The following is a 24,870-nucleotide window of genomic DNA, read 5'->3' on the forward strand; positions in this document are numbered from 1 at the left end:
CCCGGCCGCACCAAGACGCAACATTTCCCTACGATTCAATGGATTATTCCCCTCGCTCTGCATGCGGGCCTTTATACCGGTCGGAAGGTTAATCGCCGATAACTATGGTCAGGGTCGTTCCTGTTTCCGTCCCGCAAGACCAACGGTTCGTCGTGTGAGGGGCAATTGCCAGCGCCTTGAAAAGGAAGGAAGCCGCTGCTAAGGGGCCGCCTCCGCACGCCCCACGGGCGCTTGCGGACAATGTTTAGCGCCCTGCGAAATCGAGGTCCCGATGGATTCGGCCTTGTAGCCGGGCACCGCCCGATCGGTTGGGGCAATATTTGAAGGAGGCAAGACGGCTTTTATGCAGATTATCGTTCGCGACAATAATGTCGACCAGGCGCTGCGGGCGCTCAAGAAGAAGCTGCAGCGTGAGGGCGTCTATCGCGAGATGAAGCTGCGCCGTCACTATGAGAAGCCGAGCGAGAAGCGTGCCCGCGAGCGCGCCGCCGCGGTCCGCCGCGCGCGCAAGCTCGAGCGCAAGCGCATGGAGCGCGACGGCGCCCGTTAAGGTGCCGCGCCACTCCCGCGTGCGCGCGTGGGAGTGCGACCTTTGTGACTTTCCGCCGCGCGCCGCGCGCGGCAACCCGGGATAGCTGATCCATGTCGTCCGTCACCGCCGTGCCGATTCCGCCGACCAAGCGCAGCTATCTCGTCTGGCTCTGGGTCGGGATCGCGCTCGCGGTGGCCGGCGCGGTCGCGCTTGCCTGGGTCGGGACGCGCACGGCGGCCGTCGCAGCCTATTCGAACGAGGATTTCCTCGCCTGGAACAAGAAGCAGGCGGGGGTGCAGACCACCGCGAGCGGTCTGCAGTACAAAGTGATCGAGCCCGGCGAGGGCGCGACCGCGGCCGACAATGACGGCGTCGAGCTCGAGATCCACGGCATCAAGCGCGATGGCAAGGAATTCCAGCCGCGCGCGCCTATGCAGTTCCAGATCGGTCAGCCGATGATCCCCGGCTTCACCGAAGGCGTGAAGCTAATGCGCAAGGGCGCACGCTATCGTTTCTGGCTGCCGCCGAACCTCGGCTATGGCGCCGATCCGAATGCGCAGCACGAGCTGGCCGACGATATCCTGATCTTCGACGTCGAGATGAAGAACCTCGTCCCCGCCGCCGTGATCCAGCAGATGATGATGCAGCAGATGATGCAGCAGCAGATGCAGCAGGGCGGCGCCCCCGGCGGCCCGCCGCAGGGTCGCTGAGCGAGGCGCTGAAGCTCAGAAAGAAACGAGCGGGCCTTGCTCCCGCCCGTTTCTTTTCGAATCCTCATCCTAGGGCGCGGTAGCCGGGACTGTTGGCGTCATCGGTCGAAGCCGGATCGCAAGGCTGAGCAGGAACGGCCAGAACAGCGTGTTGACGACATCGCTGGCCGTATCGTCCCACCGCCAGCTGCCGTGATTCACCCGGTCGATGATCTCGTTCGCCAGTTCGAGGACAAAGACCGCAGTGAACGGCACGAAGGTTCCCAGCGAGCGGCGTGTGGCGATGCGCGCGGCCATCAGGATCAGCATTCCAGCATGAATGTGCAGGATCGTGTTCGCGAGGCCGGTGTCGTCGGCGATCGCTTCCTTGAACATTGCGTAGAAGAGCATTGCGGGGATATTCTCCATTCTTGTCACACGTCCGTCCCGCCGCCCCCCTAGGGGTCGTGCCGACGTTCCGGCAGGCGTGGCGAGCATTGCTTGCGGCTCGGCGTGTTTCGGAGCGCGTACTGGCGGGGCAGATCCGGAAAAGAAAACGGCGACCCAACGGCCGCCGTTTCGTCATTAAGCTTGGAATTGGATCGATTCAGTTGCTGTCCGAATCGTCGTCCGAGAGGATCAGGACGCCGCCGACGATCACGAGAACGGCGATCGCCGGGATCAGGAAGCCGGTGACCGCTTCATTCGATTCCCCTATAACCGTCGACGCACGCTCGGCTGCGGCACCGGTGATGGAGAGCTTGGACGCCGACGAAGCCGCAAGGGCGGGGGCCGCCAGCGAACAGGCTGCAACGGCCATGACAACCTTGGCAAGACGCATCTTGAACCTCCCTTCCTCAGTTTGGGCGAGCTGCGCTATAACAGCTCAAGATGACTTTATTGCAGTGCAGCAAAAAGACAAGCATTTAGTTCTCTGGCGGACTCCGTTCCTGTTTCTCCCGCGCACGAACTGGTTTCAGATACTGCTGCCAATTGCCGTTCAGCGCCGTGTTGCGCGCTGCAACGAAGGCGGGTGGAGGGACGGCGGCGGCGCCCTCGAATCGGGCTGCTTCGGCAGCGGCGATCGCCACCCGGTCGCGCAACGGCGGATGCGACCGGCTGCGCATCTTCCCGGCGAGAAGCTTGGGACCCGCCTCAAGCCAGAACCGCGCCGCGAGGGCCGGGGAATACCCCGCACGGGCGAGCAAATGGACTGCCAGAATGTCGGCTTCGATCTCGGTTTGCCGGAAGAGTCCGAGATTGCGGCCCAGGCCCGAAGCAATGCCGAACTGCGCTCCCGCGGCCGACAATCGCGCCCTGTGCTGCAAAATATTGTGCGAAAGCTCATGTGCGATCACGGCGGGCAGCAGGTTCGCATCGACCGCTTCCAGATACTTTGAGGTGACTTGAACGAGCTCGCCATTTGCGCGCGCGTCGAAGTCATCGTCGATTCGCAATTCGTAACGCGAGAAGCAGGCGGGAAGAGGGACGACGCGTCTCCGTAGTTCGCGCCCGGACCGGTTCAGCGTCAATTCGATCGGCGTTGCGGGCGGCAGTCGGGCAAGCTGCGCGTGCAATCCGGCGAGCCGGGCAGTCGAAGCTGGCCCGTTCGGCTCGTCCGCTATGGGCACGCCATTGATCGCGGTGACGGTGTCGTCTGCCTCGATTCCCGCACGAGCGGCCGGGCTATCCGGAACGACCCCTTCCACCGCGACCGGGCCGGAGAAGCGGAAATGGGCGCGAACCTGCGTCCGCGCATCCGGCATATACTGCGCAAGCGTGTGAAACTGGATGCCTAGGCCCGGCTCGAGCCGGTCGCACAGCGGCGCGGCGGCAACGCTGAGTCGGAACCCGATCGACGCCAGTTGAAGGTCCGCCCTGCGCAGCATTTCCCAGCCCGTGGAATCGCCGGACTGTGCCACGGCCTGCGGCGCTGGTGCGAGCGCCGCTAACCACGCGGCGCACCATGCGGAATTTCGAAACGCGCGCATCATCGAATCGCTATGGACGATCCGGGTTGCATGCGAAAGCGTAGCCGCCCGCTGCGACACCTGCTAACGGCCCGCTGCTATGCTTCGTCGTATTCTTTCAACCTTCAAGGGCAATCTGCCCCTCGCGCCCTCGGGCGCGGTTCCGGCCGGGTCGCGCATTTACGCAGTTGGCGACATTCATGGCCGCCTGGACTTGCTCGACGATATTCTGGGGCGGATCGAAGGTGACGACGCGGACCGCATGCCGGCCGTGACCACCGTCATCTTCCTGGGTGATCTGATCGATCGCGGTCCGGCCTCGGCGCAGGTCGTGCAGCGGCTTCTCGACCTGTCGAAACGCACCGACCGTGTGCGCTTCCTGCTCGGCAACCATGAGGAAGTATTCCTCAAGGCGCTCGCTGGCGAGAAGGGCGCGTTACCTTTCTTCCTCCGGATCGGGGGCAAGCAGACCGTGCTGAGCTACGGCATCACCGAAGAGGAGTATCGCGCCGCCGATTATGACTTGCTGGCCGCGCTTCTGCGCCAACGGGTCCCGCAAGCGCATATCGATTTCCTCAACGGATTTGAGGATCTGATCGAAATCGGCGACTTCGCCTTCGTTCATGCCGGCATCCGCCCCGACGTGCCGTTGGCAAACCAAGTCCCGGGCACGCTCCGCTGGATTCGCGACGAGTTTCTCAACCATCGCGGGGCATTGGAGAAAATCATCGTCCACGGTCATTCGATCACGGAGGAAGTGGAGGAGAAGCGCTGGCGGATCGGAATTGATACTGGCGCGTTTGCGAGTGGCAGGCTTACCGCCATGGGCTTTGAAAGCGACCGGCGTTGGGTGCTGCAAACAGGGGCCGCAGACACGAGTTTTTAACGCCTTGCCACCGATGAGGGCGTAGGATAGAGACATCGAGGTCTAACGCTCGCGACACCGCCGGCGTCAATAGACGAGCGGTCGATTATAGAATGTGCTGAAAAAGGGAGTTGACCAGATGCGTTTCGCGAAAACTTTGATGGCTATTGCGGCGTGCTCGCTTGCAACTGCGCCGGCGCTGGCCAATTCGGCCTCGAAGCTGTCGCTGTCGAGCAGCCAGGCCCGCGTTTCGACCGAAGCTGGCGAGTCGAACGAAGCCGCTGGCGGCTTCATCATTCCGCTGATCGCAGTCGCCGCGGTCATCGGCGGCGTGCTTGTGCTCGTCGACGAGGACGATACGCCCGATAGCCAGTAAGGCTGCGGCATCTTTGATTTGAGAATGGCGGTGTCCCGACGGACACCGCCATTTTTTGTGTTGAGCTCAGTAGAAGGCGGGTTTTGTAAGGCACGGCGACGCCGGATCATCGAGGCATATCTCTGCCGGCGGACGGCCGGGACGAGCCAGCAGGGGCTGGCTACTCCTATTGTTCCAGGACTTTTAGAATCGCTTGGCCATAGCTTGTCTTCTTGAGCGCTTCGCCGCGCGCGCGCGCCTGCTCGGCCGTGATGAAGCCCTTCTCATACGCGATTTCTTCTAGGCAAGCGATCTGGATGCCCTGGCGATGCTGGAGGGTGCGAACGAACTCCCCCGCTTCGAGCAGGCTGTCATGCGTGCCGGTGTCCAGCCAGGCATAGCCGCGACCCATCTGCTCGACATAGAGGTTCCCCGCCTCCATGTAGAGGCGATTGATGTCGGTGATTTCCAGTTCGCCGCGGGCGGACGGCTTGAGGTTGCGGGCGAACTCGACCACGCGATTATCGTAGAAATAGAGACCGGTCACCGCCAAGTTGGACTTCGGTTCGGCCGGCTTCTCCTCGAGGCTGAGCGCGCGGCCATCGCCGTTGAGCTCGACCACGCCATAGCGTTCGGGATCCTCGACGCGATAGGCGAAGACCGTCGCCCCGTTCGTGCGCTGCACTGCATTGTCGAGCAGATCGCCAAGATGCGCGCCGAAGAAGATATTGTCGCCTAGAACCAGCGCGACATTGTCGTTTCCAATGAAATCGGCGCCGATCGTGAAGGCCTGGGCAAGACCATCCGGACTCGGCTGCTCGGCATAGCTCATCGTCAATCCGATTGCCGAGCCATCGCCGAACAGATCGCGGTACTTGCCCACATACTCCGGGCTCGAAATGATCAATACTTCACGAATGCCCGCCAGCATGAGAACCGACAGCGGATAGTAGATCATCGGCTTGTCATAGACCGGCAGCAATTGCTTGTTCACCGCCAGTGTCGCCGGATGCAGTCGCGTGCCGGATCCGCCGGCCAGAATGATCCCCTTCATGCGTCGGCTCCGATCAGTTCATCGAGAATGTCGCTCAGCGCTTCCTGCCAGGGCCGGGGTGAGATGCCATAGGCGGCGCGGATCGCGTCGTGCGACAGCAGTGAATTCGCCGGACGCCGCGCCGGCGTGGGATATTCCGCGGTCGAGATCGGCTGGACCGTCGCGTTCGGCCCACCGCGCACAGACGCTTGGCGAAAGATCTCGGCCGCGAAGCCGGCCCAGCTGGTGAGGCCGGCGTTGCTGAAATGGAAGGTTCCGGTCGGCGCGGCGTCGTCCTGCGCCAACCGCACGGCGATCGTCGCCAGCGCGGCAGCGAGATCAGCGGCGCTGGTTGGGCTTCCCGTCTGATCATCGACCACCCGCAGGGTGTCGTTCTGGGCACCGACGCGTAGCATCGTCTTGATAAAGTTGTTGCCATGCGCACTGACTACCCACGCGGTCCGCACGATCGCGAAGCGTGCGCCGCTGGTTCGCACCGCCAACTCACCGCCGAGCTTGGACGCGCCATAGACGTTGAGCGGATCGACCGCGTCATCGGCTTCCCATGCGCCCTGCCGGTGGCCTGGGAAAACATAGTCGGTCGAGACCTGGATCAGCGGGATGTTTGCCCTGGCGCACGCCTCGGCGAAGGCTGCGGGCGCCAGGGCATTGACTGCCCAGGCGGTGACGACGTCGCTCTCCGCCTTATCGACGGCGGTATATGCCGCGCCATTGATCACCGCCGCCCAAGGGCGCTCGGCCACCTTGGCCTGGATCGCCGCGGTGTCGCGCAGATCGAGGTCCTCGGCATTGGTCGCGACGACTTCCCAGCCCTCCGGCCAGCTCAGGCGCTGCAACTCAGCGCCGAGTTGGCCACGGCCGCCAGTGACGAGAACCGCGTGGTTCATGTCAGCGCGCCAGCCCGCGGCGCTGGTCGGCTTGTCGCTCGGTGACGATCGTCTTCCACCAATCGCGATTGTCGAGATACCAGCGTACGGTGCGCTCGATCCCTGTCTCGAAGGTCTCGGCGGGTTCCCAACCGAGTTCATCCCTGATGCGGCTCGCATCGATTGCATAGCGCTTGTCGTGACCCGGACGGTCGGCGACATAGGTGATCTGGTCGGCATAGGGCTTGCCGTCGGCGCGCGGCTCCATCCGGTCGAGCAGGCCGCAAACGGTGCGGACGACCTCCAGATTCTGCTTCTCGTTGTTTCCCCCGACATTGTAGGTTCGTCCGGGCGTGCCCCTTTCGAACACGAGCTGCAGTGCGCGGACATGATCCTCGACATACAGCCAGTCGCGGATCTGATCGCCCTTACCGTAGACCGGCAGGTCGGCGCCGGCGAGCGCCCTGACGATGATCAACGGAATCAGCTTTTCGGGAAAGTGATAGGGGCCGTAGTTGTTGGAGCAATTGGTGATGAGCACCGGCAGACCGAACGTATGTCCCCACGCGCTGACGAGATGGTCCGAACCCGCCTTGGATGCCGAATAGGGCGAGCGGGGGTCGTAGGGCGTGTCCTCGGTGAACAGCCCTGTCTCGCCCAGCGATCCATAGACCTCGTCGGTCGAGATATGATGGAAGCGAAACGCCGCCTTCTGGGCGTCGTCGAGGCCGAGCCAGTAGGCATGGGCTTCGGCGAGCATGGTATAGGTGCCGACGACGTTGGTCTGCACGAATGCCCCGGGTCCGTCGATCGAGCGGTCGACATGGCTTTCGGCTGCAAGATGCGTGACGATATCGGGTTTGAACTCGGCGATGGTGGCGCGGACCGCCTCCGCATCGCAGATATCCCCCTGGACAAATCGATAACGGTTGCTGTTCGCGACGCGCTCGACCGAGGTGAGCGTTCCCGCATAAGTCAGCTTGTCGAAGTTGAGCACTTCATGAGACGTGTTTTCGATGAGATGACGAACGAGCGCCGAGCCGATGAACCCGGCGCCGCCGGTGACGAAAATGCGCATGAGGTGGACCTTCAGCTAAGCGGTGTGAGCGGGCGCCCGTCATACGGGAAAGGACTGTCGAAATCGGCAAGCAACGGCTGGATCCGGTCCTTCGCCGACAGTTCCGGCGTGACTCCGGCGGGGACCGGCCAGGCGATCGCGATTGCAGGATCGTTCCAGCGGATGCCGCCGTCATTGTCCGGGGCGTAGGTGTCCGAACATTTGTAGGTGACTTCGCAATTTTCCTCGAGCGTCAAGAAGCCGTGCGCGAAGCCTACCGGAATGAACAGCTGATGCCCGTTTTCGGCTGAAAGCTCGGCTCCGACCCACTGGCCATAGGTTGGGGATTCTCGGCGCACATCGACCGCCACATCGAAGATGCGGCCGCGGACGCAACGTACCAGCTTGTCTTGCGCGTGCGGCGGTGTCTGGAAATGAAGGCCCCGCAACGTGAACTGCGGAACTGATAGCGAATGATTGTCCTGTACGAAACGGCAATCGATCCCGCGTGCGGCAAAGGCCGGCTCGCTGTAGACTTCGGTGAACCAGCCCCGGCTGTCGCCGAATCGGCGGGGTTCGATGAGCTGCACAGGGTTGAGGGACATAGAGCGGTGCGATAGCCACTGAACTTTGGATATGCAATCTAGGCGACGGGCAGCGTGCGCCCAGCCCTCTGCTGCAACTGGATTAATCTGCGAATTCGACCTCGGCGCCGCCCATGGGCTGACGGGCCCGGGCGATCTCCCGCTCGAGATTGGCTCTCGACCGCTCCAACTGCTCCATCGCAACGGCTTCTTCGCACATCGCCATCAGACGCTGATAGAAGTCGGACTTCTCAATATCGTTCATCGGTTCCCCCCGGGGACTCCCGACCGACTACACGAGCAGAAATCAGGGGGCCAGCCTGAATCGTGCTCGGCGCAGGCACTTCGCCATGTGCCGCACGGTCAATCGAAGCATGGCAGAATAGAATTGTGCAACGCACAGGCGGGCGTTTCGCGGTGTTGGCAAAGGGGATTCCCAACGGCTCGGCTTCTGATACTTTTGATACTTTGGGAGGGGCGGCTGGCGGTCGCGGGGTTTGTCGGCATCGAACGCATGTTCGGCAAGCTCAAACAACAGCGGGGCATCGCCTCGCTACGGCAAGGCTCTCTCTCGCCAGTGGCTTCCTCAATCTCGCCGCTACTCGCCTATGATTGGGGGCTTTTATCAACGCAACCTAGAGGACGCCACGGTTGGGCGGGAGGCGCCGAGCTGTGCGAATCCGGTTGCAATGCGGCGTGGCTGAGGACATTTGCGGCCTCGATGATCACAAACGAGATTCGTGAACTTTCGATATATTACCGCGGCGACTGCGTGACAGGGCATCTTGTTGGGCAAATCTGAACATGATGGATGCATCGGGGCACCGCTAAATGAAGAGGCATAGAATGAAGATCTACATTGCTGGCTGTGGTGGTATGCTGGGTGAGGCCATGCACAAGGTGCTGGGCCAGGAGCATGAACTTCTTTGCACCGATATCGATCTCAATGCGGATTGGCTAAAATATACGGATTTTCGCAACTTCGACGAGTACAAGGCTTCGGTCGAGGCGTTCCAGCCCGACATTCTGTTCCATCTCGGCGCGCACACCGATCTGGAATATTGCGAGCGGAACGCCGACGATGCTTATCGTACCAACACCCTTGCCGTCGAGAACGCCGCGACAATCGCCAATGCTCACGGCCTGCCGATGGTCTATATCTCGACCGCCGGCATCTTCGACGGCGAGCAGCTGACCTATGATGACTGGGACCAGCCCAACCCACTCGGCGTCTATGCCCGTTCGAAATATCTTGGCGAGCTGCTCGTCGAGCGCCGCGTCGAGAAATATTATATATGCCGCGCCGGCTGGATGATGGGCGGCGGTCCGGCCAAGGACAAGAAGTTCATCTCGAAGATCCTCAAGCAGCTCAAGGCGGGTGCCAAGGAGATCAAGGTCGTCGATGACAAGCTCGGCACGCCGACCTACACCATCGACTTCGCGAATAATCTACACGCGCTGATCAGGAGCGAGCATTACGGCCTGTATAATATGGTCTGCGGCGGGGAGACCGGCCGGTTCGAGGTTGCGGCGGAGCTTCTCAAGATCCTCAAGATCGACGGCGAGATCGATCTTCAGTCGGTGTCGTCCGACTATTTTGCTAAGGAATATTTCGCGGCACGCCCGCCTTCGGAGCGTTTGGTCAACTATAAGCTTGACCTGCGGGGCATGAACCTGATGCGCGACTGGCGCGTGTCGCTGGAGGAGTATATCCGTGATTACTACGCGGAGTACGTGAAGTCCTTCGCTCCCAATTATTGATCGACGGAACGCAGGGGGCAGCGTGCGCATCGCGGCATTCGGATTTCGTAGTTTTCCTCCGACGGACGGCAGCGCGGGCGCGGATAAATTCGCGCTCGAGCTGCTGCCTCGGCTCGCCGATCGCGGTCATCAGGTGGTCGCGTATAACCGGCTCTATCCCGATCAGGCGCAGCCCGCGCCGTTTGAGCGCCCAAGGTTAGAGGTGCGCTCGTTCCGCACGGTGAAGTGGGCCGGCTTCGACACGCTGCTCCATTCCGCGAAGGTCACATGGGACATCATCCGCCATAACCGGGCGGACGTCGTGCATATCCAGAACGGCGGCAATTCGATCTTCGCGGCGGTGCTGCGACTGTTCGGCAAGAAGACTTATCTCAGCCAGGACGGCATCGACTGGAAGCGGGACAAGTGGCCATGGTACGCCAAGCTGTACTTGTTCCTGTCCTCGTTCCTGACGAGCCGGGTGCATAATGCCGTGATCTTCGACAATGTGTTCGCGCGCGAGGAATTCGAGCAGCGTTTCTCGCGTACTTACGACTTCATTCCGTTCGGGGCCGATGTCACGCTCGATCCGGCGGCGGCTTTGGTGGTGGAGGAACTGGGGCTGGTGCCAGGCGAATATTTCCTCTTCGTCGGGCGGTTCATCCCGGACAAGGGGCTGCATTGGCTGGTGCCGGCGTTCGAGCGGCTGAAGACGGCCAAGAAGCTGGTCCTGATCGGCGGTTCGCCCAACCCGTCGCCCTACGAGAGGGATGTGCGCGCGACTCTGGATCCGCGGATCGTCATGCCGGGCTTCCTCTACGGGGCGAAGATTCATGCGCTGATGAGGCAGTCCTTCGCCTATGTGCAACCTTCATCGATCGAGGGGCTGTCGCCGGTGATCCTGGAGGCAACCTATGTCGGTGCGCCGGTGATCTGCAGCGACATCCCCCAGAATCGCTTCAGCCTGCGGGACAATGGAACCTATTTCCGGGTCGGCGACATCGACGATATCGCACGCGTGCTGCAAGCTGCGATCGATGATCCAGTCGCATTGCGCGATCGTGCCGCCGCCGCCCAGGCCGATATCCGCAAGCGGTTCAGCTGGGACGCGGTGACAGACCAGCATATCGAACTTTTCGCTGGCCGCGCGCCGACCGACGGCGCATCGCGGGCGCGGGCCAATGCCTGACACGGCGGGCGGCCGCCGGCCCACGCTCCTGTCGCTGAATGCGTATCACTACCGGCGCGGCGGTGCCGATGCCGTCTATTTCGACCACGCCGCGCTGATGGAATCGCATGGCTGGAACAACCTGTTCTACGCCATGCATCATCCGCAGAACCTTCCCTGCGCGCAAAGCCGCTGGTTCGCGGACGAGATCGACTACGCCGGCGCGCGCGGGCTCGGCGCGAAGCTGCGCGGTGCGGCGCGGATCATCTATTCGGCCGAAGCGCGGGCGAAGATCGCCGGCCTGCTCGACGCGCACCGCGTCGACATCGCGCATGTCCACAATATCTATCACCATCAATCGCCCTCAGTACTGATAGAGCTCAAGCGGCGCGGCATCCCGGTAGTGCTGACCGCGCACGATCTCAAGCTCGCCTGTCCCGCCTACAAGATGATGAACGGCGCGGGCGTCTGCGAGCGATGCAAGGGTGGGCGCGTGTGGAACGTAGCGCTCCATCGCTGCATCAAGAACAGTTTGGCCGCCAGCACGGTCATCATGGCCGAATCCGCGGTGCACAAGGCGCTGGATTTGTATCGCCGGCATATCGACCGCATCGTCACGCCGAGCAACTTCTATCGCGACAAGCTGATCGAATGGGGCTGGCCGGCCGAGATGCTGGTCCATATCCCCAATTTCGCGGCGCTGCCGCCCGCGCCCGAGAGCGACGGCAGCGGCGACTATCTGTTGTACTTCGGGCGGCTCGCGCCTGAAAAGGGAGTCGAGACGCTGGTTCGCGCTGCTGCGACGTCGGGCGTGCCCGTCCGCATCGCCGGGATCGGCCCGTCGGAAGCCTCGGTGCGCGACGTGATCGCAACGTCTGGCGCGCCGGCAGAGATGCTCGGCTTCCTATCAGGCGATGCCCTATGGGGCGCGGTACGGCGCGCACGCGCCATCGTACTGCCATCTGAGTGGTATGAAAATGGCCCGATGAGCGTGCTGGAGGCTTATAATTTCGGCAAGCCGCTCATCGGCTCGCGCATCGGCGGCATTCCCGAGTTCATCGAGGAAGGTGCGACCGGCTGGAGCTTCACGCCCGGTTCGGCCGAGGATCTTGCTGCGCGCATGGCTGAGCTATGGGCGATGCCTGCACAAGAGCTGGCGGCGATGGGCGGCCGCTGCCAGCAGTTCGTGCGGGACCAATTCGGCCCCGACCGCTATTACCGGGCTATGCGAGGTCTCTATGATAGCCTGTGCTGATGGTGCGGTGCAGGTGCCGGCGCCGGACAAGTCCCGCTTCGATACGATTCAGGCGCTGCGTTTCGTCGCGGCGCTGCTGGTCGTGATTACGCACGCGACCTTCTATGCGCACGAACGGCTGATCGCGGCGTTTCCGATTTGGCCCGCAGGCGCGCGCGGCGTGGACATATTCTTCGTCATCAGCGGCTTCGTGATGTGGCATAGTTCGCGCTCGTTGATTGGCGAACCTCAGGGCTGGCGCATCTTCGTCCGGCGCCGGATCGAGCGTATCGTGCCCCTTTACTGGCTAGCCACCTCGCTTAAGATCGTAGCGATGCTCTTGGTGCCGGCAGCAGCGCTGCACGCCGAACTCAGCGGCCATGCGATCGTCACCTCCTATCTGTTTATCCCGGCATTCAATTCCGACGGTGCGCTCGAACCGCTGCTCGGCGTCGGATGGACGCTCAACTTTGAGATGTTCTTCTATGCGGTGTTCGCGTTTGCGCTGTTCGCGACGCGACGCCCGTTCGTCCTTATCGCAGCGGTGCTTGCGGTCTGTTCGGTCGGCAGCCTGATGATTGCGTCGCGGACGCATGCGCTGCAATTTTACCTCAACGACATCGTGCTCGAATTCCTTTTCGGCATGCTTCTGGCGCGCTATGCCAAGGGATGGACAGTGCCACCGGCGCTATCGGTCGGACTGATCATCGCGGGCTTCGTCGCGCTGTTGTTCTCGCTCGATACAACGGCCGTGCCGCGCAGCGTCCTGTACGGTTTGCCAAGCTTGGCGATCATCGCGGGGGCGGTCTGGCTCGATCTGCGCGCGCCGCCGCGGATACCGCGTTGGGTGCTGTATTTTGGCAACGCATCCTACGCGCTCTACCTCATCCATCCGATGGTTGCGCCGATCGCGCCCGTGGCACTGGCGAAGCTGGGGTTCGTCCTGCCCTGGCTGTCTGTGGCGTTCAGCGTAATGATCTCGTTGGCGATGGCGGCGATCCTTCATAGCCTGGTGGAAAAGCCCGTCTCGCGCTGGCTGGCCGCGCGGACACGGCGCCGTCAGGCTGCGATAGTGGCGGGGTGAGCCGGGTGGCAGCCCCTATTCTTTGCGACTTCTGGTATGCCCGCGAGCTGCCCGGCGTCGTCGACGACTTCGAGGCCGTCGCGCGCGAGCGGCTGGGCGCAGCGCGCGCGGCGCACTGGCTGGGTAATCGCTGGTTGCGCGGCCTGTTGCTGCTGCACCTAATGCGCGATTATGCCGCGGTGGCGCCGAACTGGTACACCTATGGCCGGCTGTTCTGCATCGTCAATGCGCTGACCAGGCGAAAGCCGGCCATCCTGTTCGAATGCATCGATTTCGATATCGCCGGCCAGCGCGCGCCGGTCCGTTTTGCCTATGAGTTGTTCTGTCGGTTCATTCTTGCGCCAGCGATGCGCGCGACGGTGGTCGCGCTGCAGGTGATGACGGCGCGTGAGCGCGAGAGCTTCGCCGATCGATATGGCATTGCGTGCGACCGGATCAAGCTCATCCCTTGGCCATTGTCGGGCTGGGGCCGGGCGAGCGAGCTTCCATCGCCCGGCAAGGACGATCCGTCCAGCGTATTCGCCTCCGGTCGGGCGGCGTGCGACTGGGACACATTGTTCGAGGCTGCCCGTCGTGGCGGATGGCGGTTGTCGGTCGCGTGCGGGCGTCGCGACCTCGCCCATGTGCAGGCGCTCAACGCCGACGGCCGGGTCGACATCTATTGCGACCTGCCGGCCGAGGCGCATGACGCGCTGTTGCGCCGAGCAACCGTCTATGTCGTATCGCTTCGCGAGCAGAATAAGAGTTCCGGCCAGGCGCGTCTGGCCGACGCGATTGCGGCGCGCGTTCCAGTAGTGGGCACGGCGGTGACCGGGATCGAAGGCTATCTGATCGACGGGGTGACAGGCGTGGCGATACGGCCGGGCGATGCCGATGCGATGGCTGGGGCGGTTTCAGCCCTGATCGCTGATCCTGCCGCTGCCGCTGCGCTGACCGAAGCTGCTGCGCAGCACGCCGAACGATGGTCGAAGGCCGATTATTTCAAGACCGTTGCCGATTTCGCCGCCGGGGCTCGATGATCGGCAGACTGAATTCCGCGATGCGCGGATCCGTCAGCGAGGGAGGCAGCGCGCGGCGTCAGCAACTCTACATGCTGCTGACCATGGCCGTGCGCATGGGCGGGGGGCTGCTCACGTTCTTCGTTCAGGCACGTTATCTCGGCCCGCACAATTTCGGGGTCATCGGCGCGGCAATCTCGATCGCGGGAATCGGGTCGCTGGTCTCCGATTTCGGGCTTCACGCCTATGTCATGCGCCGCGCGGGCGTGCGGTCGAGCGACGTGCGGCGGCTGGTGGCGGCCGCCACGGCGGCCAAGATCATGCTGTCGATACCAGTCACCATCGGCTGCTTCCTGTGGGTGTGGTTCGCCGGCTTTTCCGGCGTGGAGACGTGGGCAGTGATGCTGACGGTCATCGGCCTTCAGCTGCACGCATGCGCCGATATCCTGTTCCTTCAGGTTCGCATCCAGCGGCGGGTCGTGATGGAGCTGCGCACCACGTTGTGGACCTATGGGGTGATGGTCGCGTCGGTCGCGGCCGCCGCGATTTTGACTAACGACCTGTTCTACACCGCCCTGGCGTTCCTGCTCAGCCGCATCGTCTATGGGACCGGTGCCTGGCACGCCACGATCGGCTTTGCAGCGATGGGAATGGTGCAGCGATTCGCAATGCGCCTGCGCCGGTTACGGGCGCTTCTGCGGGCCGCACGCTTCTATGCATTGGACGCGGTTTTGACCAACGTCATCACCAATATCGACGTGGTCGTCATGGCTTACTTCATCGATGCGCGCGCGATCGGAATCTATGTTGCGGGCTCGCGGCTGGTGCAGAACGGATTGCCATTGTTCGTGATGCACGCCAACCTCTATCTCCCCTCGCTGTCAGCGCAGGTACACAGCAAAGATCCGGGAATTGCGCGCACCCTGCGACGGTTCAATCTCGAATTTTTCCTTCTGGCGCTGCTGTCCTTTGCCGGCGTGATGATCGGCGGACCGATCGCCAATACCTATATCTACGGCAGCGCCTATGCTGAGCTGAACATGCTTTGGGTGGCGTTCGCCGCTTATGTGATGGGGCGGGTACTGATCTGCGCCTATGGCGTGCAACTGATTGCCTATGACGCGATCGCGGCGCGGATTGCGATCCTCGGCAGCACACTGTTCCTGACAATGATTGCGTTGGTGGTCGCATTGCCACAGGGCGGGATTCATGCAGCAGCCTGGGTCATGGCGGCATCGGCATTCGCGACCGCCTGCCTGATGATCGCCGGGATCGCGCGCTATTCACTTCGGCCCTTTGCGATGGTTGCGCAAACGATCGCCTGCATTGCCCTCGCGTGCATTGTGGCCGCCGTGTTCCGGCACTGAGCACTGGCTCAAGCGAAGAGGGGTATCCAGTCCACACCGGCAACGTTGCCGGGGCCTTTGGTCACTTTCTGAATTCCGCGCCGTCGACGTCCAGCCTTGTCGATCGGCAGGCTGTCGAACAGAATCGTGTCGCCCCGCGTCCATACGCCGGCGAACGGCGCGGTCAGATCGGCGGAAACTTCGGCGGCGCGGACCGTCACCGTGTCACCGTGAAACTGAACCGATCCGGCGAAGTCCGGGATAGCCAGCCGGTCGGCGCCATCGAACCACGGCTCATAGGGAAAGCCGTTTACATGGGCCCCGAAGTCCAGGGGGTATCCTGGTGAGACGAAAGGCACGTCGCATAGCTGATCATATCGACCGGCAGCCGCTCCGGGTGAGGCGCGCAGGAAACGGCTGGTGCATTGGGGCACCTGGGCGATGACGTGGAGAAGGCCTTCTGCGCCAGCCGAGGCTGACACGCTGATTTCACCGTTTCTGTCGAAATGGCCGATCATTCGCCGGGTATCGAACAGCTTCATCTCCCGGTAGCGGTAGGTGCCGCTTGGCCGGTTCCAGCGCGCGGATGCGTGCTTGCGCGGTGCGAAGGTGAAGCTTAGACCGGAGCAGGAAACCGTCAGGTCGAGCCGGACCACGCCATCCACATCGATGCGGCCGGCGAGCGAAGCCGCTCCAGCCTTGCTGCGCCAGTCCTGATCGATCGCGCCATTGCGCGCGACGATAATGCCCATCTCGGACCGTTGGGCGGTCGTGCCAGCCGGACTGAACGACCGCCGCGCATTGCGCACGTCTAGACGAACGCCGGGAGCAAGATCGATATCAGGCACCAGCCGCGTCCCCGGGCGCCAGCCGCGATGCTCGCCGACGAGCAGGAAGGTGCAGCCTTCGATCGCCAGCCGATAGACGTCGCCGCTGGCGGCATTGCGTGCTCGCGTCGCAATGGGGGGCACCACTGTTGCGCGCATATGAAAGAAGATCGATGATTGGACGAGGATGTTACTGTCCTCGACCAGCAGCCCGCCGCTCTCGAAATGCCCGCCTTGAACGAGATGCGCGTCGGAATCGACGATATGATGGCGGCCGTTGATCGCTAGCTGGTTGATGCCGCCGCGGTTACCGCGGGTGAGCGTGGCGATATGCTCGACGCCTTGTTCGTCGCGATCCGAGCTATGGACGTTGCTCCACATCAGCCCGTCACCGATCGGTGCCGATGAGATTGCCGCGCTCTCGCTTGGTGCCCATCCGGCGGGCATGACTCGCGGACTCTGGTTGGTGACACCATCGATCCGGACCTGATCGACATAGGAGCCGCTCACCCGCACCAGTTGCGTCATGTTCCAGCCGTGCTGCCGCTCGACCAGAAACGGGCCGCCGATCTCGAGGCCGCACCACTCGATGTCGAGGTCGTTATGCCACCTTAGCGGACCGATCCGCCCAGCTCGCATTCCCGGATAGGCCTCGATCCAGTCGCCGCGCCCGTCACCATTGATGCTGATCGCGGCGCGCTTGCCAAAGGTCCGCGCGGTCGCGCCGGGCATGGGTGACAGTTGCGTCGCCGGCGAGGTTGCGTACAGCCCGCGCAACAGTAGCGGAAAGGTTAGCGGGCGGGGAATCCGGATCGTCGTGGGCGGAAGCTCGATCTCGCAGGCGCGCCCGCCCAGCAGGGTGCGCACGCCGTCGCGATTGGCAGGGCCATAGCGCGCTTCAGCTCCAAGGAACGATTCGAGGCGAAGCCATGCGCTGGCATAGCCGTCGCTCGCATCGCCCAGTTGCTGCAGTCGCTCGGGCGTGTCCATATCCCACCAGCCGCCGTCAGCATCGCTGTGACCGCCATCGGGGAGCCAGCGATCCGCCGTACGCAACGCAGCATCGTGGCCGGGCCAGGCAGGAACCCGGAAATAGCCATTCGCGCCGCCGTCGCCGGCATGACTCCATCCCTGGATCCGGATCCAGCCGGTGCCGGCGGCAACGCTGGCGCCGGTAGCCTCTTTGCGGGATGCGAACGTTTGGCCCGGTTCGGCTCGAGCCTGCCCACCCCCGGGCGGCTCCGCGGTCGCTGACCGGGCACGAACCTCGACAGAAGTGGCGCCGAGCGATCCCAGCACCAAGCCCACAATGCTGCGTCGGTCAGGATTCACGTCATTGCTGCTTTGTCAGGCCGGGTTTGCCGGGCGTCCGCGCGGATAGGCTACCGGATGCGCCGGCTCTACAGAGACGGTCCGGTGCTGCGCGTTCACATAGGCGATGTGAAGGCTATAGGCGAAGGCGATTCCGACGAAGAGTATCAGATACTCGCTGGTGAGCGCCGCGGATGCGCTCGACACGAACAGAACGAAGACCAGCCATGCAACGCAATAGCGGCTGATCAGCGCATGGCTGCCCTGGGGGTTCGCATCTCGCAGACGCAGCCCCTTGGCGCAGTAAAGGAGGGTGGCAACATAGGCGAGTAGTCCGAAGATACCCGCTTCGGCGAGGATTTTCGGCCAGAACACGTCCTGCAGGAACATTGGGTTCGCCGGACTGCCGCCGTCGAGCGCCGAGATGCCGTAGAGAAAGTAGAGGTTGCTGTAGCCGTCACGATAGGAAGGCGCACTTCCAAATGTGCCCCCGCCCGAACCCAGCGGAAACCGCCACGCCGCGATTTCCGCCGATGCCGAGAACATGCGCGCGCGTACCGTTTCGATCGCGTCGTCGCCGACGAACATGCCGACATGTTCGAACGCCACCGCGAAGATGCCCGAATAATAGAGCGCAGCATAAGTAAGTCCGCCGAACAAGGTGGCGAACACCACCTTGGCGGCGCGGCCGATCTGTTGTGATGGCCGCAGGATGATGAACAGGCCGAGCACGCAACCAGCGATCTCCTTAAGCGAAAGCGAAAGCAACGTGAACAACAAACCCAGCAGGGCAAGCGCCAGCGTCCGGCTAGTCGGTCTGCGCTTGTAGAGATAGGCGGCGCCGAGCGCGCCGGCGGCGGCGCACCAAGCGAACTCCACCTGGTGTCCGGTCAATCCATGAGGCTGAATGAGGCCGCTCTTTGCCGAAAGCGGGATGCCCTTGATGCTTGTGCCGTCGCCGACATAGTCGCGCAGCGCAAACGGAACATTAAGCAGGAAGAAGGCAATGCAAAGCTGTGCCAGCCGGATGAAGACGGTCTGCTTGTCCTCGACATAGTGGAAGATGCCGAACATGCCGATGATGAAGATGACCATCTTGACGTCGAGCAGCGCCGCAAGGAGTGCCGCATTTGGCTGTGCGATGCCACCTGGATCGAACACGAAGGCGCTGCCGATCAGGAATGCGAGATAAACGCCGAACAGTGCAAAGGTCACGACGGCTTGCCGCGCGCGCATCGCGAGGAGCGCCATCGGGAGCAAGGCGAGCATCGTGACTTCGTCCAGTAGCGACGGCTGGTAGCTCTCGGCCACGACGAGCAGGCCGTAATGGAGGGCGAGATAGATGCCCAGGAATGCCGTCAGCCCAAGGTCGGCGAAGCGGTGATCCGGTTTGTCGCTGTGACTGATGCGCGGACGGGCGCTTTCTCCCATCCTCGCCAGAGTGGCATTCATTCCGGAGCCTCGACGCTTGTGCTACAATTGGTTAGCCTCTAGCAGTTGCCCAACCTTCTGTCAGCCATTCAGACATATCCGCAAGCCGGAGTCTCGGCGGACGAACATCGGCGGGTAGTTCATGCCGGCCAGCTTGCGATGCGAATATGGATGGCGAGGCGAATGCGGAACAAGACTGTGCCCGATTTGCAGCACGTGCGCGCCCTTGGGGCGCTGGCGATCGGCGGGTTGATCGTGCTGGCGCTGACCGGCGGATCGGCGCGCGCGGACATACCGTCACTGCTTCTGCTGCGGCCTGCTGCCGCTCTTCTCATTGCGGCCTCGTTCTTGTTTCCCCGCGCGGATCTGGCGCGAGACCTCTCGCGCCCGGCGTTGTTCGTGGGGCTCCTGGCAGCGCTCATCCTCGTGCAGTTGGTGCCGATGCCGCCCTCGCTCTGGTCTTCGCTGCCGGGACGTGAAATCTATCTCGATACGGCCAGGTTGGCCGGGATCGCCCCGCTCTGGATGCCGCTGTCGATCGCTCCGATGCGAACGCTCAACAGCCTTCTGGCGCTGTTGCCGATCGCCGCGGCGCTTCTTCTCCTCACGCGCCTGCCTGCCCGGTGGCTGCATTTCGTGCCGATGATCGTCGTCGGGCTGGCATGCCTGAGCGCGCTGCTCGGTATCGTCCAGCTCTCGGGTGGCGAGGGCAGCTTTGCCTATCTCTACCGCTTCGTGGGCGAAAGCTTGCCTACCGGTTTGTTCGCCAACCGCAACCATCAGGCGGTGCTGCTTGCCGCTTCGCTCCCCTTCGCCGCAGTGCTGTTCGTCGACTCCCCGCTATTTGCATCCAGACGGGCGGGCTTCGCGCTGTCGCTCGTTCTGGCGCTGATCGTCTTCGTCCTGTTCGCCACGGGTTCGCGATCCGGCATGGTCGCGCTGCTGATCGGTGGCTTGGCCAGCATTCTGATCCTGTCGCGATCGGCGTTGTTCAAGGGCCGGGCCGCGGTGTTGCTGATCGGCGGCGCCGGGTCCGTGGCGATACTCGTCGGGATCGCGGCCGCGTTCGGACGCCTCGCCGCCTATCAACGGTTTCTCGGGCTTGGCGATCTGGGTGGCGAGATGCGCTACGCCACCTTTTCGATCACGACCCGGTTGGCTTGGGACTATCTGCCGTTCGGCAGCGGGTTCGGATCCTTCGACACATTGTTCCGCATGCACGAGCCCGACCGGTTGCTGAAACCGACCTACTTCAATGCGGCGCATAATGATTGGCTCGAACTGGTCATCACAGCCGGCGTGCCAGGGGCGCTGGTCGCATTGTTGTTCCTGGGGTGGTTCGGACTTCGCCTGGCGCGGCTTTTCGCGGCGCCACCCAATGCATTCGCCCAGCTGGCGCGAGCGTCCGCGGCGTTCGTCGTCATTGCGCTGGTGGCTTCGATATCCGACTACCCGTTGCGGACGCCGTTGATGGGGGTAATCTTTCTGATCGCCTGCGTCGTGCTCGAGCATTGTGCACGTGCACAAAAATCGTCAGGCAGGGATGGCGCAGGGTTGTTAGGCAAGAACTGACCGGCTACGGCGACGGTCGCGGAGGGTTCTGTGATTGGCACTGGTGTAAAGCTTATTCTAATGGCCTCGGTGGCTCTCTCCGTCTCCGCATGCGGCCGGAAGGACAGGCTTATCGGCCGCCCGGATCTCACCATCGTCCAACAGGGTGTGCTCCCGGCACCGCTGCGCGAGGATTTGATTCTTCAGCAGCGATCCTATGTCATCGGTCCGCTGGATCGCGTGGTGGTGGACGTGTACGGCGCCCCCGATTTGGGCCGCACAGTACAGGTCGACGCCAGCGGCACGCTGGCTCTTCCCCTGATCGGCGAGGTCGACGCCGTGGGCAAGACGTCAAGCGAACTGGCACGGGCGATCGAGGACAGGCTTCGCGGGCGCTATGTCCGCAATCCCAGCGTCACCGTTTCGGTGGATGCGGTGAATCAGGTGATGACCGTTGATGGCCAGGTCGCCCGACCGGGAGTCTATCCGGTCAGCGGCCGGATGACGTTGATGCGTGCTGTAGCGAGCGCATCCGGTGTCACGGAATTTGCCGACACCAACTTCGTGGTCGTCTTCCGGCAGGTCGGCGCAAAGAAGATGGCCGCACTTTACGATCTGCGGGCAATCCGGGAAGGTCGCTACGCCGATCCGGAAATCTACGCCAACGACATCGTGCTGGTGGGCGAAGATGGTGGGGAGCGCACGTTCCGTGCCCTGCTGCAGGCGGGCAGCATTCTTGCCGCGCCGCTGGTCGCGATTCTCAATTAAGGCGCGAATTCAAGCATGACCTATACGGAAACTGCTCGTCCGAATGCTCAGCCGGTTCGCGATGATGGCTATATCGTGGCGCCTGCGCGGACGGCCTCACTGCCCATCCTGACCCAGATTTTCGCCGTGGCCATGCGGCGCAAGGCGTTGATCATCGGCGCACTGGTCGCCTGTGTTGCGATCAGCCTGATCGCAACGCTGCTGATCACGCCGAAATATACGGCGTCGACATTGATCGAAATCCAGCGCGAAACGGGTTCGTTCATCGAGATGGAGGGGGCGCGCCAGCGTGAGAGCTCGGTCGATCAGGAATTCTATCAGACGCAATATGGCTTGCTGAAGTCGCGCGTGCTGGCGGAGCGCGTGGCGACGGACCTTCGGCTGTATGACAACGTCGCATTTCTGAAGCTTTCGCCTTCGGCGGATGCCGATTGGTTCAACAGCGACCGGATCGCGCCGGCGGGGTCGACGCGCGCGGAGCGGCTTCGCGTCGCGGGCGAAGTCCTTCTGCAGAACGTGAAGGTCAATCCCGAGCGTCTGTCGCGGCTGGTCGAAGTCAGTTACACTAGTCCGGACCGGGCGCTCGCCCGAAAGATCGTGGACACCTGGGCGGCCGATTTCATCAAGGTCACGCTTGAGCGCCGGTACGATGCGACCACCTATGCAAGGCGCTTCCTGGAGCAGCGCCTGGCGCAGTTGCGCGACCGTATCGATCAGTCGGAGCGCCAGCTGGTGAGCTATGCTCGCCGCGAGGGCATCGTCAACTTGCCTGGAGTGTCGACGACCGACGCCCGCGGGAACCAGACGACATTGGGTGAGCGTTCGCTGATCGCGGAAGATCTCGTCACGCTCAACGCCGAACTGGCCCGTGCGACTGCTGATCGCCTACGGGCGCAGAGTCGCAGCAGGGCGCCGGCTGGCGAGGTGACCGAGGCGTTGGAGAATGACGCCATATCCGCGCTTCGCCAGCGGCGGGCGGAACTGTCGGCGGAATATGCCAAGCTGATGGTGCAGTTCGAGCCAGACTATCCGCCTGCACGCGCGATCCGGACTCAGCTGAACCAGATCGAAGCCTCGATCCAGCGCGAAGAAAACCGCGTTCGCAACTCGCTGCGTGAAACCTACGCGGCCAGCCTTCAGCGCGAGGAGGATCTGAAGGCGCGCGTGGCGCAGCTGAAGGCGGGAGTTCTCGATTTCCGCCAGCGGAGCATCCAGTACAATGTTTTGCAGCGTGACGTCGATACCAGCCGTCAGCTCTACGATGCGCTCTTGCAGCGGTATAAGGAAATCGGCGTTGCAGGCGGCGTCGGCGTCAATAACATTTCGGTGGTCGATCTCGCCGAATTGCCGCTCAAGCCGTCCAGTCCGCGCTTGCTGCTCAACCTGCTTCTGGGGCTCGCTGCCGGCCTGGTGTTGGGTGTGATCGCAGCAGTCATCGCGGAACAGCTCGACCAGGGGATCATGGATCCGAGCGACGTGGAGCGCTTGCTCGGGGTGCCGCTGGTCGGCACGATCCCGAGGACCGAGGAGGACGCGCTGGCCGCCATTGCCGACCGCAAGTCCTATCTCAGCGAGGCCTATCTTTCGCTGCAGACAAACTTGTCCTTCGTCACTTCCCATGGACTGCCGACATCGCTGTGCATCACCAGTACGCGGCCGACGGAAGGCAAGTCGACTACGAGTTACGCACTGGCCCACGTACTTGCGCGCGCGCAGTACAAGGTCGTCCTCGTCGATGCCGACATGCGGTCCCCGTCACTGCAGAGCTATTTCGACGTTGCCAATACCGCGGGGCTGAGCAACTATCTCGCGGGTAACGATCAGGTCGAAAGCCTGATCCATGACTCCGGCTTCGATCGGCTTTCCGTGATGACCGCGGGACCGAAACCGCCAAGCGCGGCCGAACTCCTGTCGAGCGATCGCCTTCGACAGTTGGTGGTCGAGCTTGAGAAGCGTTTCGACTATGTGATTTTCGACGCGCCGCCGGTGATGGGCCTTGCCGACGCGCCCCTTATCGCGAGCCAGGTAGAGGGCACCCTGTTCATCATGCAGTTCCGCAGTACGCATCGGAATGCCGCTTTGGTGGCGCTCGATCGGTTGAGGGCAGCCAATGTTCACTTGGTCGGCATCGCCATGACCAAATTCGACAGCAAGAGTACGCCTTACGGCTACGGCTATGGCTATGGCTATGGTTACGGCAACGATGCGTTGCGAGCCTGATGCCGCATTTGTGCTGGAAGAGGGTGCGTGATTAGGGGATTGATTCGGTCCGTGTCGCTCTTGGCTGGCGGCCTGGTCGGGGCGGCGCTCGCTTTCATGGCGACTCAATCGATTCAGGCAGGACGCTCGGCACCCGCTCTCGCTGCGGCTCTGTGGCCGCTCAACGCCGATGCCTTTGCTCACCGCGCTGCCTATCAGCTGCAAGGGAAGATCACCGCCGAGAACCTCGCCAAGGCGCAGAACGACGCTTTGTGGGCATTGCGGCTCGAACCCGGCAATGTCGTCGCCGCCCGGGCAATGGCGACGGTGGCCCTCAACAACGGCGATGAGGCCCGGGCGCGGCGTTGGCTGGTCAATAGCGAGCGCAAGTCACGGCGCGACCTTCCAACCCAATTGATCTTGATCGAGTTCGCCGTGCAGCACGGTGATGTGAAGGGCGCGCTCGTTCATTATGATCGGGCGTTGCGAAGCAACCGCCAATCGGCCGCGATCCTGCTGCCCGTGCTCATTCCTGCACTCGACGACCCCGCTATTCGTGCCGAAGTCATCAGGTTGCTCGCTGCCAAACCGGATTGGCGCGCGAACTTCCTGCTTCAATTGATCGGCACCAGCCGTTCGGCGGACACGATCTATGATATCGTTCGTACCGCTGGGCTGCGGCCGTCCGATCCATTAGAGCTCGAACGTCTGCAAGGCGCGATCCAGCGGTTGGTCGCACTGGGCTCGTACGATCAAGCACGCAAGCTGGTGCCGACGCATGATGCCCGCTTGATCCGCAATCCCGGCTTTGAGGCGACGAACGATTATCCGCCTTTTGATTGGCAGATCGTCGCGGACGGCGATCTCGCCGGCGTGATCGAGCCTGGCGAGACGGCGTCACGCGGCAACGTCCTGCATGTGGAGGCGGCCAACGATCGAAAGGGGGCCGTCGCAAGGCAGTTTCTGACGCTCGGCGCTGGGCACTACCAGTTGAAGTTCGTATCGGGCGGCAATGGCAGGGCCGACGGCAATCCCGAGATTGTCCTGAGCTGCGACGGTACGAAGCGGGAGATACTGAGGGCCGTCGTCGCAGCCGGCGAAGCTGCTCGCCGCAACGCGTTGCGGTTCGAGGTTCCCTCCGACTGCCGCGCGCAATGGCTGGCGATCGAGGGACGCAGCTCACTCGCCGAAGGTGGCGGGCGGCCGTGGCTCGACGAATTCGAACTGGTTAGGCTGTAGGC

General features: G+C 62.8%; 24 protein-coding genes. 14 read left to right on the top strand and 10 right to left on the bottom strand.

All coding sequences use genetic code 11. The features are described from left to right. Positions 1-343: 343 nt before the first annotated feature. The gene (rpsU, locus tag VGD28_RS04660; protein ID WP_010162663.1) at positions 344-550 is read left to right on the top strand and encodes a 30S ribosomal protein S21; all 207 of its coding nucleotides are present in this window, start codon (positions 344-346) and stop codon (positions 548-550) included. Positions 551-642: 92 nt separating this feature from the next. Then, a complete protein-coding gene (locus tag VGD28_RS04665) occupies positions 643-1,242 on the top strand; it encodes an FKBP-type peptidyl-prolyl cis-trans isomerase (RefSeq protein ID WP_331027162.1) in 600 nt (199 codons plus the stop codon). A gap of 69 nt (positions 1,243-1,311) precedes the next feature. On the opposite strand, the gene VGD28_RS04670 is transcribed toward VGD28_RS04665, so the two are convergent. The 3 genes from VGD28_RS04670 to VGD28_RS04680 form a co-directional block, all read right to left on the bottom strand. Then, on the bottom strand, positions 1,312-1,632 hold the full coding sequence (locus VGD28_RS04670) for a hypothetical protein (RefSeq protein ID WP_331027163.1): 321 nt from the start codon (positions 1,630-1,632) through the stop codon (positions 1,312-1,314). Between the two features lie 196 nt (positions 1,633-1,828). Then, complete coding sequence (locus VGD28_RS04675) at positions 1,829-2,062, bottom strand: hypothetical protein (RefSeq protein WP_331027164.1); 234 nt, start codon at positions 2,060-2,062, stop codon at positions 1,829-1,831. Positions 2,063-2,147: 85 nt separating this feature from the next. Continuing rightward, positions 2,148-3,215 (bottom strand): M48 family metallopeptidase, encoded by a 1,068-nt coding sequence (locus VGD28_RS04680; protein WP_331027165.1) that lies wholly within the window; start codon positions 3,213-3,215, stop codon positions 2,148-2,150. A 76-nt stretch (positions 3,216-3,291) separates the two neighbouring features. Between VGD28_RS04680 and VGD28_RS04685 the strand changes: the two genes are divergently transcribed. Both VGD28_RS04685 and VGD28_RS04690 read left to right on the top strand, forming a co-directional pair. Next, positions 3,292-4,077: a metallophosphoesterase family protein gene (locus tag VGD28_RS04685; protein WP_331027166.1), complete on the top strand. Its 786-nt coding sequence runs from the start codon at positions 3,292-3,294 to the stop codon at positions 4,075-4,077. A gap of 118 nt (positions 4,078-4,195) precedes the next feature. After that, complete coding sequence (locus VGD28_RS04690) at positions 4,196-4,432, top strand: hypothetical protein (RefSeq protein ID WP_331027167.1); 237 nt, start codon at positions 4,196-4,198, stop codon at positions 4,430-4,432. A gap of 166 nt (positions 4,433-4,598) precedes the next feature. Here VGD28_RS04690 and rfbA read toward each other — a convergent pair whose 3' ends face one another. From rfbA to VGD28_RS04715, 5 genes are all read right to left on the bottom strand, one after another. Next, positions 4,599-5,465 (bottom strand): glucose-1-phosphate thymidylyltransferase RfbA, encoded by an 867-nt coding sequence (rfbA, locus tag VGD28_RS04695; protein WP_331027168.1) that lies wholly within the window; start codon positions 5,463-5,465, stop codon positions 4,599-4,601. Continuing rightward, entirely contained in the window at positions 5,462-6,352 is an 891-nt protein-coding gene (gene rfbD, locus VGD28_RS04700; RefSeq protein WP_331027169.1) for a dTDP-4-dehydrorhamnose reductase, read from the bottom strand. The genes rfbA and rfbD overlap by 4 nt, the downstream gene beginning before the upstream one ends. Position 6,353: 1 nt before the next feature. Continuing rightward, a complete protein-coding gene (gene rfbB / locus VGD28_RS04705; protein ID WP_331027170.1) occupies positions 6,354-7,409 on the bottom strand; it encodes a dTDP-glucose 4,6-dehydratase in 1,056 nt (351 codons plus the stop codon). An 11-nt stretch (positions 7,410-7,420) separates the two neighbouring features. Next, positions 7,421-7,993: a dTDP-4-dehydrorhamnose 3,5-epimerase gene (gene rfbC, locus VGD28_RS04710; RefSeq protein ID WP_331027171.1), complete on the bottom strand. Its 573-nt coding sequence runs from the start codon at positions 7,991-7,993 to the stop codon at positions 7,421-7,423. Between the two features lie 82 nt (positions 7,994-8,075). After that, the gene (locus VGD28_RS04715) at positions 8,076-8,237 is read right to left on the bottom strand and encodes a hypothetical protein (protein WP_331027172.1); all 162 of its coding nucleotides are present in this window, start codon (positions 8,235-8,237) and stop codon (positions 8,076-8,078) included. Positions 8,238-8,818: 581 nt separating this feature from the next. Here VGD28_RS04715 and VGD28_RS04720 point away from each other — a divergent pair. The 6 genes from VGD28_RS04720 to VGD28_RS04745 are packed head-to-tail and all read left to right on the top strand — an operon-like array spanning position 8,819 to position 15,563. Then, the gene (locus VGD28_RS04720) at positions 8,819-9,733 is read left to right on the top strand and encodes an NAD(P)-dependent oxidoreductase (protein WP_331027173.1); all 915 of its coding nucleotides are present in this window, start codon (positions 8,819-8,821) and stop codon (positions 9,731-9,733) included. A 22-nt stretch (positions 9,734-9,755) separates the two neighbouring features. Beyond that, on the top strand, positions 9,756-10,901 hold the full coding sequence (locus VGD28_RS04725; RefSeq protein ID WP_331027174.1) for a glycosyltransferase family 4 protein: 1,146 nt from the start codon (positions 9,756-9,758) through the stop codon (positions 10,899-10,901). Next, positions 10,894-12,135, top strand: coding sequence for a glycosyltransferase (locus VGD28_RS04730; RefSeq protein WP_331027175.1), 1,242 nt, complete (start codon positions 10,894-10,896; stop codon positions 12,133-12,135). Before VGD28_RS04725 ends, VGD28_RS04730 begins: the two co-directional genes overlap by 8 nt. A 7-nt stretch (positions 12,136-12,142) precedes the next feature. Continuing rightward, the gene (locus VGD28_RS04735) at positions 12,143-13,198 is read left to right on the top strand and encodes an acyltransferase (protein ID WP_331027176.1); all 1,056 of its coding nucleotides are present in this window, start codon (positions 12,143-12,145) and stop codon (positions 13,196-13,198) included. A gap of 5 nt (positions 13,199-13,203) precedes the next feature. After that, positions 13,204-14,217 carry a glycosyltransferase family 4 protein gene (locus VGD28_RS04740; RefSeq protein WP_331027177.1) on the top strand — a complete coding sequence of 338 codons (1,014 nt, stop codon included), beginning with the start codon at positions 13,204-13,206 and terminating at the stop codon, positions 14,215-14,217. Then, entirely contained in the window at positions 14,214-15,563 is a 1,350-nt protein-coding gene (locus VGD28_RS04745) for an oligosaccharide flippase family protein (RefSeq protein WP_331027178.1), read from the top strand. Before VGD28_RS04740 ends, VGD28_RS04745 begins: the two co-directional genes overlap by 4 nt. Before the next feature lie 8 nt (positions 15,564-15,571). On the opposite strand, the gene VGD28_RS04750 is transcribed toward VGD28_RS04745, so the two are convergent. Beyond that, a complete protein-coding gene (locus VGD28_RS04750) occupies positions 15,572-17,701 on the bottom strand; it encodes a hypothetical protein (protein WP_331027179.1) in 2,130 nt (709 codons plus the stop codon). Between the two features lie 15 nt (positions 17,702-17,716). Then, positions 17,717-19,132 (bottom strand): hypothetical protein, encoded by a 1,416-nt coding sequence (locus tag VGD28_RS04755; RefSeq protein WP_331027180.1) that lies wholly within the window; start codon positions 19,130-19,132, stop codon positions 17,717-17,719. 162 nt (positions 19,133-19,294) lie between these two features. Between VGD28_RS04755 and VGD28_RS04760 the strand changes: the two genes are divergently transcribed. Genes VGD28_RS04760 through VGD28_RS04775 form a run of 4 tightly spaced genes read left to right on the top strand, consistent with a single transcriptional unit; the run spans position 19,295 to position 24,868 of the window. Beyond that, positions 19,295-20,683, top strand: a complete 1,389-nt coding sequence (locus tag VGD28_RS04760) for an O-antigen ligase family protein (RefSeq protein WP_331027181.1) — start codon at positions 19,295-19,297, stop codon at positions 20,681-20,683. Between the two features lie 60 nt (positions 20,684-20,743). Then, a complete protein-coding gene (locus VGD28_RS04765) occupies positions 20,744-21,430 on the top strand; it encodes a polysaccharide biosynthesis/export family protein (RefSeq protein WP_331027220.1) in 687 nt (228 codons plus the stop codon). A gap of 15 nt (positions 21,431-21,445) precedes the next feature. After that, the gene (locus tag VGD28_RS04770) at positions 21,446-23,650 is read left to right on the top strand and encodes a GumC family protein (protein WP_331027182.1); all 2,205 of its coding nucleotides are present in this window, start codon (positions 21,446-21,448) and stop codon (positions 23,648-23,650) included. A gap of 51 nt (positions 23,651-23,701) precedes the next feature. After that, entirely contained in the window at positions 23,702-24,868 is a 1,167-nt protein-coding gene (locus VGD28_RS04775) for a hypothetical protein (protein ID WP_331027183.1), read from the top strand. Positions 24,869-24,870 lie beyond the last annotated feature (2 nt).

The sequence above is a fragment of the Sphingomonas sp. genome, assembly GCF_036402235.1.
Lineage (GTDB): Bacteria > Pseudomonadota > Alphaproteobacteria > Sphingomonadales > Sphingomonadaceae > Sphingomonas.

What these genes read in the sequence shown, in the direction of transcription:
- VGD28_RS04690 (WP_331027167.1), top strand. Translation starts at nt 4,196, where the DNA reads ATGCGTTTCGCGAAAACTTTGATGGCTATTGCGGCGTGCTCGCTTGCA.
- VGD28_RS04665 (WP_331027162.1), top strand. Translation starts at nt 643, where the DNA reads ATGTCGTCCGTCACCGCCGTGCCGATTCCGCCGACCAAGCGCAGCTAT.
- VGD28_RS04755 (WP_331027180.1), bottom strand. Translation starts at nt 19,132, where the DNA reads ATGAATGCCACTCTGGCGAGGATGGGAGAAAGCGCCCGTCCGCGCATC.
- VGD28_RS04765 (WP_331027220.1), top strand. Translation starts at nt 20,744, where the DNA reads ATGGCCTCGGTGGCTCTCTCCGTCTCCGCATGCGGCCGGAAGGACAGG.
- rfbB (WP_331027170.1), bottom strand. Translation starts at nt 7,409, where the DNA reads ATGCGCATTTTCGTCACCGGCGGCGCCGGGTTCATCGGCTCGGCGCTC.
- VGD28_RS04715 (WP_331027172.1), bottom strand. Translation starts at nt 8,237, where the DNA reads ATGAACGATATTGAGAAGTCCGACTTCTATCAGCGTCTGATGGCGATG.
- VGD28_RS04720 (WP_331027173.1), top strand. Translation starts at nt 8,819, where the DNA reads ATGAAGATCTACATTGCTGGCTGTGGTGGTATGCTGGGTGAGGCCATG.
- VGD28_RS04770 (WP_331027182.1), top strand. Translation starts at nt 21,446, where the DNA reads ATGACCTATACGGAAACTGCTCGTCCGAATGCTCAGCCGGTTCGCGAT.
- rfbD (WP_331027169.1), bottom strand. Translation starts at nt 6,352, where the DNA reads ATGAACCACGCGGTTCTCGTCACTGGCGGCCGTGGCCAACTCGGCGCT.
- rpsU (WP_010162663.1), top strand. Translation starts at nt 344, where the DNA reads ATGCAGATTATCGTTCGCGACAATAATGTCGACCAGGCGCTGCGGGCG.
- VGD28_RS04745 (WP_331027178.1), top strand. Translation starts at nt 14,214, where the DNA reads ATGATCGGCAGACTGAATTCCGCGATGCGCGGATCCGTCAGCGAGGGA.
- VGD28_RS04685 (WP_331027166.1), top strand. Translation starts at nt 3,292, where the DNA reads ATGCTTCGTCGTATTCTTTCAACCTTCAAGGGCAATCTGCCCCTCGCG.
- VGD28_RS04760 (WP_331027181.1), top strand. Translation starts at nt 19,295, where the DNA reads ATGCGGAACAAGACTGTGCCCGATTTGCAGCACGTGCGCGCCCTTGGG.
- rfbC (WP_331027171.1), bottom strand. Translation starts at nt 7,993, where the DNA reads ATGTCCCTCAACCCTGTGCAGCTCATCGAACCCCGCCGATTCGGCGAC.
- rfbA (WP_331027168.1), bottom strand. Translation starts at nt 5,465, where the DNA reads ATGAAGGGGATCATTCTGGCCGGCGGATCCGGCACGCGACTGCATCCG.
- VGD28_RS04730 (WP_331027175.1), top strand. Translation starts at nt 10,894, where the DNA reads ATGCCTGACACGGCGGGCGGCCGCCGGCCCACGCTCCTGTCGCTGAAT.
- VGD28_RS04680 (WP_331027165.1), bottom strand. Translation starts at nt 3,215, where the DNA reads ATGATGCGCGCGTTTCGAAATTCCGCATGGTGCGCCGCGTGGTTAGCG.
- VGD28_RS04670 (WP_331027163.1), bottom strand. Translation starts at nt 1,632, where the DNA reads ATGCTCTTCTACGCAATGTTCAAGGAAGCGATCGCCGACGACACCGGC.
- VGD28_RS04675 (WP_331027164.1), bottom strand. Translation starts at nt 2,062, where the DNA reads ATGCGTCTTGCCAAGGTTGTCATGGCCGTTGCAGCCTGTTCGCTGGCG.